This is a genomic window from Streptomyces sp. NPDC050509 (assembly GCF_044457965.1).
Classification (GTDB): Bacteria; Actinomycetota; Actinomycetes; order Streptomycetales; family Streptomycetaceae; genus Streptomyces.
In genome coordinates this window covers 1,283,036-1,300,946 of sequence record NZ_JBITHL010000001.1, presented here as the reverse complement: position 1 = coordinate 1,300,946, position 17,911 = coordinate 1,283,036, and the positions used below count along the sequence as shown (strand labels likewise).

Below are 17,911 nucleotides of genomic sequence, written 5' to 3'. Positions count from 1 at the left end.
CGCGCCGGGAGTGCCCGGTGTCGCGCAGCCCGAGGAGCGCACATGGCCGCGGTGGATCTGACCACGCACCCCGGGCATCTCGCCCGCCGCCTCCAGCAGGCGCACTACCTGCTGTGGAACACGATGGTCTCCGAGGAGACCACCTCACCGCAGTTCGCCGTGCTCAACGCCCTCGTCGCCGAACCGGGCCTCGACCAGCGCACCGCCGGCGAACGGGTCGGCCTGGACCGCTCCACCATCGCCGAGGTGGTCACCCGGCTGAGCCGCCGCGGCCTGGTCGACAAGGTGCGCGACCCGCGGGACGGCCGCCGCTTCATGCTGCGCCCCACCGACGAGGGGGAGCGGACCCACCGGAAGCTGGCGCTCCGCGCGGCCCGGATGAACCAGGTCTTCCTCGGCCCCCTCTCACCCGCCGAGCAGGCCGTCTTCTTCGATCTGCTCCGGCGGGTCTCGGAGGCGGCGGAGAGCCTGCGCGTTCCCGCGGAGCCGGTCGCGTACTGAAGCCGCCCCGGTACCGGCACCCGTATCGGCATCCGTACGGGCATCCGTACCGGCCCCTGTACGGGCGCCCGTTCGCGCGCGCGTACGGGCACCCGTGCGGGCGCCCGTTCGCGCGCGTTTCCGCTCCGTGCCTGGTCGGAGCCCGTCGGGCCGCGCGCGGACCCTCCTGACAGAATGTCCCCCATGACTACTGACAACGTATTCTTCGACATCACGATCAACGGCGAGCCGGCCGGCCGGATCACCTTCCGCCTCTTCGACGACGTCGTCCCGAAGACCGCCCAGAACTTCCGCGAGCTCGCCACCGGCGAGCAGGGCTTCGGCTACGCCGGTTCGGGCTTCCACCGGGTCATCCCGGACTTCATGCTCCAGGGCGGCGACTTCACCGCCGGCAACGGCACCGGCGGCAAGAGCATCTACGGGAACAAGTTCGACGACGAGAACTTCCAGCTCAAGCACGACCGGCCGTTCCTGCTCTCCATGGCGAACGCGGGGCCGAACTCCAACGGCTCGCAGTTCTTCATCACCACCGTGGTGACCTCGTGGCTGGACGGCAAGCACGTCGTCTTCGGTGAGGTCGTCGAGGGCCAGGAGCTGGTCAAGAAGATCGAGTCCCTGGGCTCCCGCGCCGGCTCGACCTCGGCGAAGATCACCATTTCCGCGTCCGGTGCCGTGCAGAGCGCGTAACGACTAAGGTCGTGTCCCAGTGCCTGGGGCACCCGAACGGCCGCAGTGACCCTCCAGGCTTTCCGGCGGTGGAGGCACAGTGCGCTTGAGAGTGGAGTTCACGACCGAACCCTTCGACCTCGACGAGGCGCCCGCCCACGCGGTGGTGGCCCGCGAGGTCGTCCAGGGGGCGCAGCTCGACGCGGTCGACGTCGGACCGTTCGGCAACACCGTGGAGGGCGGCGCCGCCACCGTACTGGCGGCGGTGGACACCCTCCTGCGCGAGTCGCTTGCAGCCGGTGCGACCCGGGTCTCGCTCCAGGTCAACGTGATCGGGAGCGGGCCCGGGACCGCCGAAGCCTCCGGGACCGCCGAAGCCCCCGGAACCGGGCCCGGGGCCGCCGCGGAGGGCGACCGGTGAGCGAGCTGCCCGACCATCCCTTCGTCGCGGCGGTCAAACCGCTGGTCGACGCCATGGGCGGACAGCTTCTGACGCCCGAGGAGGCCCAGCCGGACGATGTCGTCCTCGCCTGGGAGGGCGCCGACCTGCTGGCCGTACGGCTGCCGCAGCTCTCGGAATCCCTGGACCACATCCTGGCGGCGCTGGAGCGCGCCCACGGCAGGCCGCTCGCGGAGCTGGACCGCAAGGCCAAGCAGTCCGTCGTACGGACCCTGGAGGCGCGCGGCGCCTTCGCGGTACGGCACGGTGTGGAGACGGTGGCGACCGCGCTCGGCGTCAGCCGCTTCACCGTCTACAACTACCTCAATTACGCCGATGAGCAGCGGGCCAAGGCGCGCCGGGGAGACCGGCGACCGGAGCGGGACGGCTGACGCCACGCGCCGGTCGCAGGTCGAACAGGACGAGAAGTTCTGTCGCTCCGCCTTCCGCGCTGCCCAGCCAGTGCGGCACTGAGGTGTCGAACTCGGCGGCCTGGTCCGCTCCCACCGCCAGCTCGCGCTTTCCGACCACCAGGCGCAGGGTGCCGTTCAGTACGTACAGCCGTTCGACGCCCTCGTGGGTCTGCAAGGTCGGTGCGAGCGGTTCCGGCTGTGCCGGAATGATCATTTTGAAGGCCTGTGTTCCGCCCGGCCGCCGGAACAGGGGGAGGAACGTCATCCCGAACCGCCGGATCGGCTTCAGATGGACCCGGGGGTCGCCGGCGCGCGGGGCGCCCACGAGATCGTCCAGTGGGACGTCGTAGACCTGGGACAGGTGCAGCAACAGTTCGAGTGTCGCCCGGCGCCGGCCGCTCTCCAGGCGGGACAGGGTGCTCTCGGACACTCCGGTGGCGGCGGACAGTTCCGCGAGCGTGATGCCGCGCGCTCGCCGAAGCGCGCGCAGCCGCGGTCCGACCGCGTCCAGCACATCCTCCATCGCAGGGTTCATGGGGCCAGCTTGCCGAAACGGCATGGACCCGCGCCACTTCGGGACACGTCGGCCGAGACTGGCCGCACGAAACCGAGGGGAAGGAACCCGATGGAGCGCTCCGACGCGGCACAGTACTGGGACACGGTGTACGCGGGGCGGCCCGCGCCCGCCGACCCGCGGCCGAACGACCGGCTGGTGGAAACGGTCACCGCACTGCCCCCGGGGGACGCCCTGGACCTGGGATGCGGTGGTGGGGGCGACGCACTGTGGCTCGCGGGCCGGGGCTGGCGGGTCACGGCCCTCGACGTCTCGGCCGTGGCGACCACGCGGCTGACCCGGCAGGCCCGTTCACGCGGTCTGGGCGACCGGATCACCGCCGTACAGCACGACGTACGCGCCTCGCTGCCCGGACCGCCACGCGATCTGGTCACCGCCCACTACTTCCACGTCCCCTACGCGCAGGACAGGACGGCCATCCTCCGCTCCGCCGCCCATCTGCTGCGTCCGGGCGGACGACTCCTGGTCGTCGATCACGGATCGACAGCGCCGTGGTCGTGGAACCAGGACCCCGGTGCGCGCTATCCAACACCTCAAGAGGTCGCGGCGCTGATGGACCTCCCCCCTGCGGGGTGGACGGTCGAACGTGCCGATACGGCATGCCGGACCGCGGTCGGCCCCGACGGGGGCACCGCCGAGGTCGTCGATCACGTCCTCCTCATCCGCCGCGCCGCGTGATGCCGCCCAGACCAGCACCCCACAAGGAGAACGCCATGTTCACCGGCTCCCGCCGCGACGACACCCCTCCGCCGCGCACCGCGAACAACGAGGCCGACGTCCTGCGCGGATTCCTCGACTACCTGCGTGCCTCGATCGCCAAGAAGTTCGACGGAGCCGCGGAACCCCAGGTCCGGACGCCCGTAGTGCCCTCGGGCACGAGCGCGCTGGGCCTGCTCAACCATCTGATCGCCGTGGAGAACGCGACGTTTCTCGGCGAGAAGGTCACCGACTGGCAGGCGACGTTCCGGCCGGCCCCTCAGGACAGCGTCGCCGACGTCGTCGCCCGCTACCGGGCCACCGTCGACCGCGCGAACAAGGTGCTCGACGAATGCGCCGACCTCGGCGCACCCCTCCCCGGGCAGGGGCGTTCGGAGCCGTCGCCGAGCGTGCGCTGGGCACTGACCCACATGATCGAGGAGACCGGTCGCCACGCGGGTCACGCGGACATCCTCCGCGAACTCATCGACGGCACCACCGGACGCTGAGCGCCGGTGCCCCCGGGCGGTCCGGCCGTACGCGGCGCACGCCCGCCCCGGCGGGGCGGGGCAGGCGTGCGCGGCCGGATCCGCCGTCCGTCCGGTGCCGGACGCGCCGCCACGCGATATTTCAACAAAGTGTTGACGTTCTGTCGTTGAGCGCGTTAGCTGGGCGCAGCCCGCCCCAGCACCGCGCACTGCCACGGAGGCTCCCCGTGACGTCGTCACCACCCCCCACTCCGGGCCTCACCCGGTTCAACACCTCTCCCGACGGTGTGGCCCTGGCCGCGCTGCGCGAGGTGTGCGCAGGACCGGCATGGGGCGAGGCGGTGCTCGCCCGCCGCCCGTACGCCACCGAGGACGAACTGCTCGCCGCCGGCGACACCGCGACGGCGGAACTCACCGACGCGGAGCTGACCGAGGCCATGGCCGGGCACCCGCCGATCGGCCGGCCGGAGCCGGGCGACCCCGCCTCCGCCCGGGAACAGCGCGGCATGGCAGGCGCCTGCGCACCGCTCCGGGCCGAGATGACGGAGCTGAACCTGGCCTACCAGGAGCGGTTCGGCCATGTCTTCCTGATCTGCGCCACCGGCGCCACCGCCGAGGAGATGCGGGACGCGCTGAAGACCCGGCTCGGCCACACGCCGGAGCGGGAACGGGAGATCGCGCGCACCGAACTCGGCAGGATCAACCGCATCAGGCTCTCCCGGCTGCTGGCCTCCCGGCCGACGGCGGAAGGGCCCGCCCCGACCCCTGCCCCCGCCTCGGTCTCCACCCACATCCTGGACACCAGCACCGGGCGCCCCGCCGCCGGAGTCGCCGTCACCCTCGCGTCCCGCGCCGACGGCGGCTCCGACGCCGGTGCGTGGGTCGCGCTCGGTGGCTCGGTGACCGACCCCGACGGCCGCTGCAAGGACCTTCCGGCGCCGGCGCCGGACACCACCCACGTACGGCTCACCTTCGTGACCGGACCGTATCTCGACCGCAGGAAGCAAGCCGAGGCACAGCAGGACGACCCCGCGCCACGGGGCAGCGGTACGCCGTTCTTCCCGGAGGTGGTGATCACGTTCACCGTCACCCCGGGCGAGCACCATCACGTACCGCTGCTGCTCAGTCCGTTCGGCTACTCCGTCTACCGAGGGAGCTAGTACGTCATGACCGACCTCTCCACCCCCGCGGGCCGTCCGGCGATACTCGGCCAGAACCAGTACGGCAAGGCGGAGAACCGCGTCGTCCGGATCACGAGGGACGGCGCCACCCACCACATCAAGGACCTGAACGTCTCCGTCGCGCTCGAAGGCGACATGGACGACGTCCACTACTCCGGCTCCAACGCCCATGTGCTGCCGACCGACACCACCAAGAACACGGTGTACGCGTTCGCCAAGGAGTACGGCATCGAGTCGGCCGAGCAGTTCGGCATCCATCTCGCCCGGCACTTCGTGACCAGCCAGGAGTCGATCCACCGGGCGTGCATCCGGATCGAGGAGTACGCCTGGGAGCGCATCACGGCGGCCGGCGGTGATGCGGGCGACGAGCCCCGGCACTCGTTCGTCCGCAGGGGCCAGGAGACGCGCGTCGCCCGGATCACCTTCGACGGCGAGAGCTGGCAGGTCGTCTCGGGCCTCAAGGACCTGACCGTACTGAACTCGACCCACTCCGAGTTCTGGGGATACGCCAAGGACAAGTACACGACCCTCCAGGAGTCGTACGACCGGATCCTCGCCACCGATGTCTCCGCGCGGTGGCGCTACGGCTGGACGGGCGGCGAGGAGTCCGCGCCGGAGTGGGACACCTCGTACGCGCGGACGAAGGAGCACATCCTGCGGGCCTTCGCCGAGACGTACTCCCTCTCCCTCCAGCAGACCCTGTACCAGATGGGTTCGCGGGTCATCGACCACCGTGCCGAGATCGACGAGATCCGCTTCTCGCTGCCGAACAAGCACCACTTCCTGGCCGATCTGTCGCCCTTCGGGCTGACCAACGACACCGGCGACGGAGCGGTCTACCTCGCGGCCGACCGGCCGTACGGCCTGATCGAGGCCACCGTCCTGCGGGACGGGGCGGAGCCGGGCATACCGGCGGAGCTGACCCACCTGTGAGCCCGCGCGCGCACCCGCTCCCAGTCCGTCAGTCCGATAGTCCGTCAGCCCGATGGTCCGTGAGCCCGTGAGAGGAACCGCCGTGGCGACGTCACGCATTGTCATCGAGAACTGCGCCATCGCGACCGTGGACGCCCACGACACCGAGTACGCCTCGGGCCATGTCGTCGTCGCGGACAACCGGATCGAGTCCGTCGGCGCGGGCCCCGCCCCCTCGGGGCTGGAGGGCGTCGTCCGCCGGGTCGACGGCACCGGCCATCTCCTCACCCCCGGGCTGGTCAACACCCACCACCACTTCTACCAGTGGATCACCCGGGGCCTCGCCACCGACCACAACCTCTTCGACTGGCTGGTCGCCCTCTACCCGACCTGGGCGCGCATCGACGAGCCGATGGTCCGCGCGGCGGCGGGCGGCTCCCTCGCGATGATGGCCCGCGGCGGTGTCACCACCGCGATGGACCACCACTACGTCTTTCCGCGCGGCTCCGGCGATCTGTCCGGCGCGATCATCGGCGCCGCGGCGCGGACGGGCATACGGTTCACGCTCGCCCGCGGCTCGATGGACCGCGGCGCGTCGGACGGCGGGCTGCCCCCGGACTTCGCGGTCGAGTCCCTGGACGGCGCGCTCGCCGCGACCGAGGAGACCATCGACGCCCACCACGACGCGTCCTTCGACGCGATGACCCAGATCGCCGTCGCGCCCTGTTCGCCCTTCTCCGTCTCCACCGAACTACTGCGGCAGGGAGCGGAGTTGGCGCGCCGCAAGGGGGTACGGCTGCACACCCACGGCAGCGAGACGGTCGAGGAGGAGCGGTTCTGCGAGGAACTGTTCGGCATGGGGCCGACGGACTACTTCGAGTCGACCGGCTGGCTCGGCTCCGACGTGTGGATGGCCCACTGCGTCCACATGAACGACTCCGACATCGCGGCCTTCGCCCGCACGGGCACCGGGGTCGCCCACTGCCCGTCCTCCAACGCCCGTCTGGCGGCCGGGATCGCGCGCGTCCCCGACCTGCTCGCCGCCGGTGTCCCGGTCGGCCTCGGGGTCGACGGCACCGCCTCCAACGAGGCGGGCGAACTCCACACCGAGCTGCGCAACACGCTGCTCGTCAACCGCCTAGGCGCCCACGGGGAACGGGCCATGACGGCCCGTCAGGCGCTGCGTCTCGGGACGTACGGCGGCGCCCAGGTGCTCGGCCGCGCCGAGCAGATCGGCTCGATCGAGGCGGGCAAGCTCGCCGACCTCGTCCTCTGGAAGATGGACACGCTGGCCCACGCCTCCATCGCCGACCCGGTGACCGCGCTGGTCCTCGGGGCCGCGGCCCCCGTCACGCTCTCCCTGGTCGACGGCAAGGCCGTCGTCGAGGACAACCACCTGACCACCGTGGACGAGGACGAACTCGCCCGCGCTACGAGGAGCGAGGCCCGCCGCCTCGCACGGATCGCCGCGGACGGCTGATCCCACCGGAACGTCCGGTCGAGAGGGACGGCCCTCGACCGGACCCCCCGGCCACCGGCGCCGTGTTCGGCGCGCTACCGGTCGATGCGGTAGGAGTCCCCGTACACCTTCCAGGCCAGCGGGGTACGCAGACCGAGGTTGCCGTCGTCCAGGAAGACGCGCTGAGCGGTGTCGATCCGGCTCGTGTCGCTGTGGCCCCGCTCGCCGCGCATCGCGGTGACCCGCGCGTCCAGGAACGCGTCGAGATACGCCGTCTCGTCGCCCCCGCGCGCCGGGGCTGCGGCCTTCGCGAGCGCCTTCGCGCGGATCGTACGGAAACCGACCGTGTCCTTCGCGTCGGCGTAACCGTGCATCACATACGCGTCGTAGTAGATGAACTGCCCCAGCGCCCCCAGCCCGTCCGCCTTCGCCCGCGCCACGGCCGGGGCGAAGTAGATCCGGTCGCGCTCCTCGTCCTGGGCCGTCCGCATCCGGGGGTCGTCGGCCGCCTTCCGCCACGCGGTGGTGAACGCGGTGCCGAGCCCGTCGTGGGAGTCGCCGCCCTTCACCGCACGGAGCGCGGGCAGGAAACGCGCCAGCGCGTTGTCCGGCCGCGCCCGCGTGTAGCGCTCGACGACCCGCAGCAGATCGCCGCAGCCGCTGCAGAACCCGACCAGACCGGCGGTGTACCCCCGGCCGTCGTCGATGTCCTCGATGTAGTCGTACTGGTCCTTCCAGTCGAGCGAGGAGTTCTCCGCGCTGGAGACCAGCCGCATGGCGATCTCCTTCTTCGCGGGATCGTCCAGATCGACGGAGGCCCCTTCGGCGGGGGTGCACGCGACGCAGAGGGCCAGGAGCGGCAGCAGGAGGCGGCGCAGCGTGCGGCGGAGCGCGTGGATCACGTGAACGGACCTTTCCCCCTGGTGTGCCCTGCGCGCACCGGCCTGCCACCGAGATTACGGGAGGGTCCCGGATGGTCCGGTACGGGTGGTGGACGGGGTACGCACCCTGCTGTACGGGGGCGTTGTCAGGCCCCCGGCCATCGGTCAGGCCCCCGGACGCCAGTCGGGGCGCCGGCCGCTGAGGCCGATCACCCGGTCGAGCAGCGCGGCGTCCTCGGCCGTCGGCACCGGCGGACCGAACACGTCGGACGCCCCGGGACCGGCCTGCGACAGCATCCCGTACGACGCCCGCAGCCCCGCCTCGGCGGGGGCGTACGGCTGCCCGGTGGACCGCGCCAGGTCCCAGCCGTGGATCAGTACCTCGTTGAGCGCCACCAGCCCGGTCACCGCCCCCGGCAGATCGACCCCGCCGATCCGGGTCTCCCCGTCCCACGCCGCGGGCGACCGCCACGCGGCGGCCAGTTCGTCGAGCCGCCGGGGCAGCGTCTCCCGCCAGTCCTCGTCCAGCACGAGCGGGGCGCTACCGGGCGCCGTGTCGGTCGTCGGCCCCAGCTTCTTGCGCGCGGCGTCCCGGAACCCGACGGTCAGCCCCATGAGATGCGCGAGCACCTCCCGTACCGCGTACGCGGGGCACGGCGTGACCCCGGACAGTTGCTCCTCCGCGACACCGCCCACCACCCGGGCCGTCTCCTGGCACGCGGGACCGAGATCGAGCGGTTCCGGCTTCTTGTGTGTGTCCATACCGAAGTAGACCGCCGGACCCGCCCGAACTCATCGAACGCCACGCCGAGTGTCCGGTCAGCCGCGGAGCTGCTCGTACGCCGGGAGCGTGAGGAAGTCCGCGTAGTCGTCGTCCAGCGCGACCGTCAGCAGCAGGTCGTGGGCCTGCTGCCAGCGGCCCGCCGCGAAGGCCTCCTCACCGATCTCGGCGCGGATCGCGGTCAGTTCGTCGGCGGCGAGGGTGCGGGCCAGTTCCGGGGTGACGCGGAGCGTCTCGCCCTCGTGGCCGACCTCGACGCCCGCGTTGATCCACTGCCAGATCTGCGAGCGGGAGATCTCCGCCGTGGCCGCGTCCTCCATCAGGTTGAAGATCGCGACCGCGCCCATGCCGCGCAGCCACGCCTCGATGTAGCGGATGCCGACCTGGACGGCGTTGCGCAGGCCCTCGTACGTGGGCCGGGCGTCCAGGGAGTCGACGGCGATCAGATCGCCCGCGGCGACGGAGACGTCCTCGCGGAGACGGTCCTTCTGGTTCGGGCGGTCGCCCAGGACCGCGTCGAAGGAGGCCATGGCGATCGGCACCAGGTCCGGGTGGGCGACCCACGAGCCGTCGAAGCCGTCGGCCGCCTCGCGGTCCTTGTCGGCCCTGACCTTCTCGAACGCGACCTTGTTGACGTCGGCGTCGTGCCGGGACGGGATGAAGGCGGCCATGCCGCCGATGGCGTGCGCGCCGCGCTTGTGGCAGGTGCGGACGAGGAGTTCGGTGTAGGCGCGCATGAACGGCGCCGTCATCGTGACCGCGTTGCGGTCCGGCAGGACGAACTTGGCGCCGCCGTCACGGAAGTTCTTCACGATCGAGAAGAGATAGTCCCAGCGGCCCGCGTTGAGCCCGGAGGCGTGGTCGCGCAGCTCGTAGAGGATCTCCTCCATCTCGTACGCCGCGGTGATCGTCTCGATCAGCACCGTCGCCCGGACGGTGCCCTGCGGGACGCCCACATAGTCCTGGGCGAAGACGAACACGTCGTTCCAGAGGCGCGCCTCCAGGTGCGACTCCGTCTTCGGCAGATAGAAGTACGGGCCCTTGCCCAGCTCGATCAGCCGCTGGGCGTTGTGGAAGAAGTACAGCCCGAAGTCGACCAGCGCACCCGGCACCGGCTCGCCGTCCAGCACGAGATGGCGCTCCGCGAGATGCCAGCCGCGCGGGCGCATCACGACCGTCGCGAGGTCCGCCGCGTCCTTGAGGGCGTACGACTTGCCCGTGCGCGGGTCGGTGAAGTCGATGCGGCGCCGGTAGGCGTCCATCAGGTTGAGCTGACCGAGGACCACGTTCTCCCAGGTGGGCGCGGAGGCGTCCTCGAAGTCCGCGAGCCAGATCCGCGCGCCGGAGTTCAGCGCGTTGATCGTCATCTTGCGGTCGGTCGGTCCGGTGATCTCCACCCGGCGGTCGTCGAGCGCCTCGGGCGTCGGTGCGACCCGCCAGTCGTCGTCCTCGCGCACGGACGCGGTCTCCGGCAGGAAGTCCAGGCTGGAGGTACGGGCGATCTCGGCACGGCGCTCGACGCGGCGGGCGAGCAGCTCGTCACGGCGGGGGGTGAACCGCCGGTGCAGCTCCGCCACGAACGCGAGGGCCGCATCGGTCAGTACCTCGTCCTGACGGGGCAGGGGTTCGGCGTCGACGATGGCCAGCGGGGAGGGCGCTGGTGCGGACATGAGCTGTCACTCCTTCACGAGCGGCGCGGGCGGCGGTGGCGCCGTGACGGCCGGCGTATCGAGCGCACCGTTCGAAGTGTCGGGCGCTTCTGACCTGTGGATAATAGTTTCCTCATGGTGGAACTTCAATGCTTTGTTGATGTCCTCGCTCCGTTGTGGGTGTCCTCACTCCGTCGATGTCGCCGCTCTCCGGGGTGACACCTGCTCAAGATGGGCCAGATCCTCCTCCGTGTCGATGTCGTACGGCCGGGCGACATCCCCGCATTCGACCAGAACGATCTCGCGTTCGCGCGCTTTCAGATAGGCACGTGCCCCGCGGTCGCCCGTCGCGTCCGCCGCGATCTCCGCCCAGCGGTCCGCGCCGAACGCCACGGGGTGGCCGCGCCTCCCGTCGTACGCCGCCGACACCAGCGCCTCCGGGCCCCGGCACGCGGCCACCACCCGGGCCACCGCCGCCGCGCCGATCCCCGGCTGGTCCACCAGCAGCACCAGGACCGCCCGGGTGTCCGTGCCCGCCAGCGAGGCGAGCCCCGCGCGCAGCGAGGACCCCATCCCGTCCGCCCACCCGGGGTTGTCGACCAGCACGGCACCCGGCAGCACCGCCCGCTCCCGTACCTCCGGCGCGGACGCCCCCAGCACCACATGCACCGGCGCGCACCCCCCTTCGCGCAGGGCGCGCGCCGCGTGCTCCACCAGCGGGCGGCCCCGGTGTTCCAGCAGCGCCTTCGGCCGTCCGCCCAGCCGGCGGCCACCGCCCGCGGCGAGCAGCAGCCCCGCGACCGGTTCCGTGCCCTCGTACGCCTCCGTCATGTGCGCGTCCGCGCCGTAGGTGTCTGGCATGAGCCCTGCTTACCGCACCGCGCCCCCGCGCGCCCCATCGCACCCCTCCGCGCGGTGAATGTTCCGCGTGCGCCGGTGATCACCAGGAATTCCTTTCGCATTCCGGCCGTCTTCCCGCCGTATTCGGTCCGTGGAGTGGCGCCTACCCTGCGCGATGGCGTTAACTTGCCCGCGGACCTTGGCGATTGACCACCGCCGAAGGGGAATGGTCCTACCAGTACGAAGTCGCGCCCGGAACGGAGAAATGCCGTGGGGCGCAGGGCAGAAAAGCATAGGGGGAGTTTTGTTGCGGAGCGTGGGGAAGTCGCCGGTGGCGGAGAAGGGCGAGGACCCGAGGATCACGGGGCTGCGCGCCGCCGTGTCCCGACTCCGGCGCGAACTGGCGGTCTACCCGTCGGAGTTCAGGGACCGCGCGATAGCCGAGGACGAACTGGCCGCGCTCGCCGCGATGGTGGCGAGCGGCGCCCCCGAGAACGCCCGGATGCGCCGCTCCCTGCTGCTGATCGTCGGCTCGATCGGCTCCGTCAGCGCCCTCGGACCGGCGCTGATGGGCGTACGGAGCGCCGTCGACCTCTTCGGGGACCTGCCGCGCCCCCGCTGACCGGCCAGGGGGGCCGGTCCCGCCGGCCCCGCGGCTCCCCGGTCGCGCCCCGCTGTCAGCCCTGCGCCTGCTGCGCCGCCGTGTTCGCCAGCGCCGCCGACAGGTCGCGCGCGACCTCCAGCAGTACGGGCACGATCCGGTCCGTGGCCTCCTCCGTCACCCGGCCCGCGGGCCCCGAGATGGAGATCGCGGCGGCGGTGGGGGAGTCGGGCACCGGGACCGCCAGACAGCGGACCCCGATCTCCTGCTCGTTGTCGTCGATCGCGTACCCCGTGCGGCGCACCGTCTCCAGCGCCGCCAGGAAGGCGTCGGGTGTGGTGATCGTCTTCTCGGTGGCGGCCGGCATGCCGGTACGGGCCAGCAGGGCGCGTACCTCCTCCGGCGGGATGTGCGACAGCAGGGCCTTGCCCACCCCCGTGGAGTGCGGCAGTACCCGGCGGCCCACCTCGGTGAACATCCGCATCGAGTGCTTGGACGGCACCTGCGCGACGTACACGATCTCGTCGCCGTCGAGCAGCGCCATGTTCGCGGTCTCGCCGGTCTCCTCGACCAGTCGCGCCAGATAGGGCCTGGCCCACGTGCCGAGCAGCCGGGACGCCGACTCGCCGAGGCGGATCAGACGCGGGCCGAGCGCGTACCGCCGGTTGGCCTGCTGGCGCACATAGCCGCAGGCCACCAGGGTCCGCATCAGCCGGTGGATGGTGGGCAGCGGCAGGCCGCTGGTCGCGGAGAGCTCGCTGAGTCCGACCTCGCCGCCCGCGTCCGCCATCCGTTCGAGCAGGTCGAAGGCGCGCTCAAGGGACTGGACGCCACCGTTGCCGGAGGCGGATCTGGCGGCGTCGGTGCTGTTGGCGCTGGACGACGGCACGTCAACGGTCCTTTCGGGGCGGGCGGACAAGCAAGCAGCCTATACCGGCCCCGGCGATCGGGAGGGGGCCGGGGATGAGACGTCTCTGCCGGTCAGGTGGTGTTTGTCCGGGGTGTGCACGGTCGCCTTGGCTGGGTAGGGTGTTCTGGCTGGTGAAAACAGTATTTCACTTCGCGGAAACATTGGCGGTCCCGATGGCCTTGACGGGCTTCGGTCCGGAGTGAAGACTTCTTCAACAGTTCGTTGAATCGCGCCTCGTGGGGCCAGCCCCACGAGGCCAGTGAGGAGTACGGGTGCCCGAGGTGAGCCTGCTGCTGCGGTCGACGCGCGTCATCACCCCCGAGGGGACGCGGCCCGCCACGATCGCCGTCGCCGACGGCAGGATCTCGGCCGTACTGCCGTACGACGCGGAGCCCCCGCCCGGCGCCGCGTACGACCTCCCGCCCGGCGCCACCGACCGGACGGCCGTGGTCGAGGACGTCGGGGACGACGTCGTGCTCCCCGGCCTCGTCGACACCCATGTCCATGTGAACGACCCGGGCCGCACCGCGTGGGAGGGGTTCTGGACCGCCACCCGCGCCGCCGCGGCCGGCGGTGTCACCACGCTGATCGACATGCCGCTCAACTCGCTGCCGCCCACCACGACCGTCGCACACCTGGCGGTCAAGCGGGACGTGGCCCGCACCAAGGCCCATGTCGACGTCGGTTTCTGGGGCGGCGCCGTACCGGACAACGCCCAGGACCTGCGCCCGCTCCACGACGCGGGGGTCTTCGGCTTCAAGTGCTTCCTGTCGCCGTCCGGCGTCGAGGAGTTCCCCGAGCTGGACCAGGAGCGCCTGGGCCACGCCCTCGCCGAGATCGCGGGCTTCGGCGGGCTGCTGATCGCGCACGCCGAGGACCCGCACGAGCTGGCCGCGGCCCCCGCGCGCGGCGGCCCCGCGTACGCCGACTTCCTCGCCTCCCGGCCGCGCGCCGCCGAGAACGCGGCCGTCACCCGTCTGATCGCCCAGGCGAAGCGGCTCGACGCCCGGGTGCACGTCCTGCACCTCTCGTCCTCGGACGTCCTGCCGCGGATCGCCGCCGCCAAGCGCGAGGGCGTCCGGATCACCGTCGAGTCCTGTCCGCACTTCCTCACCCTCACCGCGGAGGAGGTCCCCGACGGGGCCACGGAGTTCAAGTGCTGCCCGCCGATCCGCGAGGCCGCGAACCAGGACGCGCTCTGGCAGGGGCTGGCCGACGGCACGATCGACTGTGTCGTCTCCGACCACTCGCCCTGCACCGCCGACCTCAAGACCCCCGACTTCGCCTCCGCGTGGGGCGGCATCTCCTCGCTCCAGCTCGGCCTCCCCGCGATCTGGACCGAGGCCCGCCGGCGCGGCCACACCCTTGAGGATGTCGCGCGCTGGATGTCGACGGCCCCCGCCGCCCTCGCGGGACTGTCCCAAAAGGGCGCCATCGAGGCGGGCCGCGACGCCGACTTCACGGTCCTCGCGCCGGACCGGACCTTCACCGTCGACCCGGCCGGACTGCACCACCGCAACCAGGTCACGGCGTACGCGGGCAGGACCCTGCACGGTGTGGTCGTCTCGACCTGGCTGCGCGGCACCCGGATCCTCCACGACGGCGTCCTCGCCGAACCCTCAGGCCGACTGCTCGAAAGGAACAACTGACCGTGTCCGACGCTCCGCCCCCCGCCGTGCCCGAAGCCACCTTCACCGGTGACGCCCGCCCGTACGGCGGCGGCGACCCGTACGCCGACTACCGCACCGCGGACCTCCCCTTCACCCACCTCACCGATCTCGCCGACCGGCGGCTCGGCGCCGGGGTGCTCGCCGCCAACGACGAGTTCTTCGCCGAGCGCGAGAACATGCTGAGGCCCGGGCCCGCCGTCTTCGACCCGGAGCACTTCGGCCACAAGGGCAAGATCATGGACGGCTGGGAGACCCGGCGCAGGCGCGGCGGAGCCGCCGGCCGGCCGCACCCCGCCCCCGAGGACCACGACTGGGCGCTGGTCCGGCTCGGCGCGCCCGGGGTGATCCGCGGGATCGTCGTCGACACCGCGCACTTCCGCGGCAACTACCCGCAGTCCGTCTCCGTCGAGGCCGTCTCGCTGCCCGGCTCCCCGTCCCCGGAGGAGCTGCTCGACCCCGGCGTCGCGTGGACGGTGCTCGTGCCCCGTACCGCCGTCGGCGGCCACGCCGCCAACGGCTTCGCGGTCGACGCCGAGCGGCGCTTCACCCATCTCCGCGTCAACCAGCACCCCGACGGCGGGATCGCCCGGCTGCGGGTCCACGGCGAGGTCGCGCCCGATCCGGCGTGGCTCGCCGCGCTCGGTACGTTCGACCTGCTCGCCCTGGAGAACGGCGGCACCGCCGAGGACGCCTCCGACCGCTTCTACTCGCCCCCGGCCAACACCATCGGCCCGGGCCGCTCCCGGCAGATGGACGACGGCTGGGAGACCAGGCGCCGCCGCGACCTGGACAACGACTGGATCCGCTACCGGCTGGCCGGACAGGGCGAGATCCGGGCGGTCGAGATCGACACGGCGTACCTCAAGGGGAACGCGGCGGGCTGGGCCACCCTCTCCGTACGCGACGCGGGCGCGAACCGGGGTACGGCCGCAAACGCGGACGGCTGGACGGAGATCCTGCCCAGGACCCGGCTCCAGCCCGACACCAACCACCGCTTCGTCCTCGCCGCCCCCGCCCTCGCGACCGACGTACGCATCGACATCTACCCCGACGGCGGGATCTCGCGGCTCCGGCTCTTCGGCTCCCTCACGGAAGGCGGCGCGGCCCGCCTCGCCGCCCGCCACCGGGAACTGGGCGGCTGAGGACGGCGGCCGGGACCGGCGAAAGTCGGGGCCGCGTGACGAAAGCCGGGAGTCGCGCGACTTTGGTAGCTTCCGCCGCGCACCGGCGACCGTACCGCCCGCCACCTGCGTAAATTGGGTGGCATGACACGTACGGACTACCCCTGGCTGCTCCCCTCGGAGATGATCGATCCCCGAGGTCCCGAGCTGCCCGGCGACCGCGGCAGGGCCCGGCCGCGCCGTACGGTGCGCGACTGGATCATCGACACACTGATGTTCGTCGTCGCCGCGGGCGTCGGGCTGCTCGCCGTCGAGACGCTCCAGAAGGCCCACAACCCGGAGCTGGTCGACGCCTTCGACCTGATCGCCGGGTTCCTGGCCTGCTGTTCCCTGTGGCTGCGGCGGAGCCGCCCGGTGGAGCTCGCGATCGTGCTGTCGGTCGTGAGCATGGTGGCCCCGCTCGCCGGAGGGGCCTCGCTCGTCGCGGTGTTCTGCGTGGCCGTGCACCGGCCCTTCCGGCCCGTGGTGATCGTCGGCGCGGTGGCCCTGGTCACCGGGTTCGCCCAGGTGTACATCCGCCCGGATCCGACCTCCTCCCTCACCTTCCTGCTCGTCGCGACCGTGGTCCTGCTCCTGCTGTCGGTCGGCTGGGGCATGCTCGTACGGTCCAGGCGCCAGCTCGTCGTCGCGCTGCGCGAGCGGGCGCTGCGCGCCGAGGCCGAGGCAGGACTCCGCGCCGAGCAGGCGCAGCGGCTCGCCCGTGAGGCCATCGCCCGCGAGATGCACGACGTGCTCGCGCACCGGCTGACGCTGCTCAGCGTCCACGCGGGCGCCCTGGAGTTCCGGCCCAGCGCCCCGGCGCCCGAGGTCGCCAGGGCGGCCGGGGTGATCCGGGACAGCGCGCACGACGCCCTCCAGGACCTGCGCATGATCATCGGGGTGCTGCGGGCACCGGACGGCGACGAGACCGACCGGCCCCAGCCCACCCTGGTCACGCTCGACGAGCTGATCGCCGAGTCCCGCAGGGCCGGTATGGCGGTCGACCTCGACAACCGGGTCGACGATCCGGCCGCCGTGCCCGCCGCCGTCGGCCGTACCGCGTACCGCATCGCGCAGGAGGCGCTGACCAACGCCCGAAAGCACGCGCCGGGAACCGGCTCCACCGTCGAGGTCAGCGGCGGCCCGGGGGACGGGCTCACCGTCGAGGTCCGCAACGCCGCGCCCACCGGCGCGGTCGAGAAGGTCCCCGGCTCGGGTCAGGGACTGATCGGACTGACGGAGCGGGCCGCCCTGGCGGGTGGCCGGTTCGAGCACGGACCGACGGGCGACGGCGGCTTCGCCGTCCGCGCTTGGCTACCGTGGGCCGCATGACCATCAGGCTGATCATCGTCGACGACGACCCGCTGGTCCGCGCCGGACTGACCTTCATGCTCGGCGGCGCCGACGACATCGAGATCGTGGGGGAGGGGGCCGACGGCACCGAGGTCGCCGCGCTGGTCGAACGGACCGCGCCCGACGTGGTGCTCATGGACATCCGGATGCCCGTCATGGACGGGCTGGCCGCCACGGAGACCCTGCGGCGTCTCCCGGGCGCCCCCGAGGTCCTCGTGCTGACCACCTTCCACGCCGACGAACAGGTGGTACGCGCGCTGCGCGCCGGGGCCGCCGGGTTCGTCCTCAAGGACACCCCGCCCGCCGAGATCGTCACCGCAGTACGGCGGGTAGCGGCCGGTGACCCGGTGCTCTCGCCCGCCGTCACCCGCCAGTTGATGACTCACGTGGCGGGTCCGGGCGGGGGCACGGGGGCGGGCGCGGAACAGGCCGCCACCGGCCGCAGGGAGAGCGCGGCGAACCGGCTCGCGACCCTCGGCGAGCGGGAGCGGGAGGTCGCGCTCGCCGTCGGCCTCGGCCGGTCCAACGCGGAGATCGCCGCCGGTCTCTACATGAGCGTCCCCACCGTCAAGGCCCATGTCTCGCGCATCCTGGCCAAGCTCGACCTCAACAACCGGGTCCAGATCGCCCTGCTGGTGCACGACGCGGACCTGGCCCCGGACAGCGGCGAGTTCTGAAGGGGCCGGAGCGCGCCCCCGCTCCGGCCCCCGGACTCCGGACCCCGGATCCTCGAACTC

General features: G+C 72.2%; 20 protein-coding genes. 14 read left to right on the top strand and 6 right to left on the bottom strand.

All coding sequences use genetic code 11. From position 1 onward, the window contains the following. Positions 1-42: 42 nt before the first annotated feature. The 4 genes from ACIBJC_RS04935 to ACIBJC_RS04920 all read left to right on the top strand — a co-directional run bounded on the left by ACIBJC_RS04935 (position 43) and on the right by ACIBJC_RS04920 (position 1,998). On the top strand, positions 43-501 hold the full coding sequence (locus ACIBJC_RS04935) for a MarR family winged helix-turn-helix transcriptional regulator (RefSeq protein WP_399287819.1): 459 nt from the start codon (positions 43-45) through the stop codon (positions 499-501). Between the two features lie 183 nt (positions 502-684). After that, positions 685-1,188: a peptidylprolyl isomerase gene (locus ACIBJC_RS04930; RefSeq protein ID WP_399287816.1), complete on the top strand. Its 504-nt coding sequence runs from the start codon at positions 685-687 to the stop codon at positions 1,186-1,188. A gap of 79 nt (positions 1,189-1,267) precedes the next feature. After that, the gene (locus ACIBJC_RS04925) at positions 1,268-1,588 is read left to right on the top strand and encodes a hypothetical protein (RefSeq protein WP_399287813.1); all 321 of its coding nucleotides are present in this window, start codon (positions 1,268-1,270) and stop codon (positions 1,586-1,588) included. A gap of 53 nt (positions 1,589-1,641) precedes the next feature. Beyond that, the gene (locus ACIBJC_RS04920) at positions 1,642-1,998 is read left to right on the top strand and encodes a helix-turn-helix domain-containing protein (RefSeq protein WP_399288159.1); all 357 of its coding nucleotides are present in this window, start codon (positions 1,642-1,644) and stop codon (positions 1,996-1,998) included. Here the strand turns inward: ACIBJC_RS04920 and ACIBJC_RS04915 are convergent. Further along, positions 1,931-2,554, bottom strand: a complete 624-nt coding sequence (locus ACIBJC_RS04915; protein WP_399287810.1) for a helix-turn-helix domain-containing protein — start codon at positions 2,552-2,554, stop codon at positions 1,931-1,933. The genes ACIBJC_RS04920 and ACIBJC_RS04915 overlap by 68 nt on opposite strands. A gap of 90 nt (positions 2,555-2,644) precedes the next feature. On the opposite strand from ACIBJC_RS04915, the gene ACIBJC_RS04910 reads away from it, so the two are divergent. The 5 genes from ACIBJC_RS04910 (at position 2,645) to ACIBJC_RS04890 (ending at position 7,350) form a co-directional block, all read left to right on the top strand. After that, positions 2,645-3,271, top strand: a complete 627-nt coding sequence (locus ACIBJC_RS04910; RefSeq protein ID WP_399287807.1) for an SAM-dependent methyltransferase — start codon at positions 2,645-2,647, stop codon at positions 3,269-3,271. A gap of 35 nt (positions 3,272-3,306) precedes the next feature. Continuing rightward, entirely contained in the window at positions 3,307-3,798 is a 492-nt protein-coding gene (locus ACIBJC_RS04905) for a DinB family protein (RefSeq protein WP_399287805.1), read from the top strand. Positions 3,799-4,004: 206 nt separating this feature from the next. Next, complete coding sequence (gene uraD, locus ACIBJC_RS04900) at positions 4,005-4,937, top strand: 2-oxo-4-hydroxy-4-carboxy-5-ureidoimidazoline decarboxylase (protein WP_399287802.1); 933 nt, start codon at positions 4,005-4,007, stop codon at positions 4,935-4,937. Between the two features lie 6 nt (positions 4,938-4,943). Continuing rightward, positions 4,944-5,891 (top strand): factor-independent urate hydroxylase, encoded by a 948-nt coding sequence (gene pucL, locus ACIBJC_RS04895; RefSeq protein ID WP_399287799.1) that lies wholly within the window; start codon positions 4,944-4,946, stop codon positions 5,889-5,891. An 82-nt stretch (positions 5,892-5,973) separates the two neighbouring features. Then, positions 5,974-7,350, top strand: coding sequence for an 8-oxoguanine deaminase (locus ACIBJC_RS04890; protein WP_399287796.1), 1,377 nt, complete (start codon positions 5,974-5,976; stop codon positions 7,348-7,350). A gap of 74 nt (positions 7,351-7,424) precedes the next feature. On the opposite strand, the gene ACIBJC_RS04885 is transcribed toward ACIBJC_RS04890, so the two are convergent. The 4 genes from ACIBJC_RS04885 to ACIBJC_RS04870 all read right to left on the bottom strand — a co-directional run bounded on the left by ACIBJC_RS04885 (position 7,425) and on the right by ACIBJC_RS04870 (position 11,501). Further along, entirely contained in the window at positions 7,425-8,231 is an 807-nt protein-coding gene (locus ACIBJC_RS04885) for a chitosanase (RefSeq protein ID WP_399287794.1), read from the bottom strand. A 144-nt stretch (positions 8,232-8,375) separates the two neighbouring features. Beyond that, the gene (locus ACIBJC_RS04880; RefSeq protein WP_399287791.1) at positions 8,376-8,972 is read right to left on the bottom strand and encodes a TIGR03086 family metal-binding protein; all 597 of its coding nucleotides are present in this window, start codon (positions 8,970-8,972) and stop codon (positions 8,376-8,378) included. A gap of 57 nt (positions 8,973-9,029) precedes the next feature. Then, a complete protein-coding gene (gene aceB / locus ACIBJC_RS04875; protein WP_399287789.1) occupies positions 9,030-10,661 on the bottom strand; it encodes a malate synthase A in 1,632 nt (543 codons plus the stop codon). A gap of 165 nt (positions 10,662-10,826) precedes the next feature. Next, entirely contained in the window at positions 10,827-11,501 is a 675-nt protein-coding gene (locus ACIBJC_RS04870) for an NTP transferase domain-containing protein (RefSeq protein ID WP_399287786.1), read from the bottom strand. Positions 11,502-11,784: 283 nt separating this feature from the next. Here ACIBJC_RS04870 and ACIBJC_RS04865 point away from each other — a divergent pair, with 283 nt between their 5' ends. Beyond that, complete coding sequence (locus ACIBJC_RS04865) at positions 11,785-12,102, top strand: DUF5955 family protein (protein ID WP_399287784.1); 318 nt, start codon at positions 11,785-11,787, stop codon at positions 12,100-12,102. A gap of 55 nt (positions 12,103-12,157) precedes the next feature. Here ACIBJC_RS04865 and ACIBJC_RS04860 read toward each other — a convergent pair whose 3' ends face one another. Beyond that, positions 12,158-12,970: an IclR family transcriptional regulator gene (locus tag ACIBJC_RS04860; protein WP_399287781.1), complete on the bottom strand. Its 813-nt coding sequence runs from the start codon at positions 12,968-12,970 to the stop codon at positions 12,158-12,160. A gap of 293 nt (positions 12,971-13,263) precedes the next feature. Between ACIBJC_RS04860 and allB the strand changes: the two genes are divergently transcribed. The 4 genes from allB (at position 13,264) to ACIBJC_RS04840 (ending at position 17,851) form a co-directional block, all read left to right on the top strand. Continuing rightward, entirely contained in the window at positions 13,264-14,640 is a 1,377-nt protein-coding gene (gene allB / locus ACIBJC_RS04855) for an allantoinase AllB (protein ID WP_399287778.1), read from the top strand. A gap of 2 nt (positions 14,641-14,642) precedes the next feature. Beyond that, positions 14,643-15,803 (top strand): allantoicase, encoded by a 1,161-nt coding sequence (gene alc, locus ACIBJC_RS04850; protein WP_399287776.1) that lies wholly within the window; start codon positions 14,643-14,645, stop codon positions 15,801-15,803. 123 nt (positions 15,804-15,926) lie between these two features. Further along, entirely contained in the window at positions 15,927-17,153 is a 1,227-nt protein-coding gene (locus ACIBJC_RS04845) for a sensor histidine kinase (RefSeq protein WP_399287773.1), read from the top strand. Then, a complete protein-coding gene (locus ACIBJC_RS04840; protein WP_399287770.1) occupies positions 17,150-17,851 on the top strand; it encodes a response regulator in 702 nt (233 codons plus the stop codon). The genes ACIBJC_RS04845 and ACIBJC_RS04840 overlap by 4 nt, the downstream gene beginning before the upstream one ends. Positions 17,852-17,911: the final 60 nt, after the last annotated feature.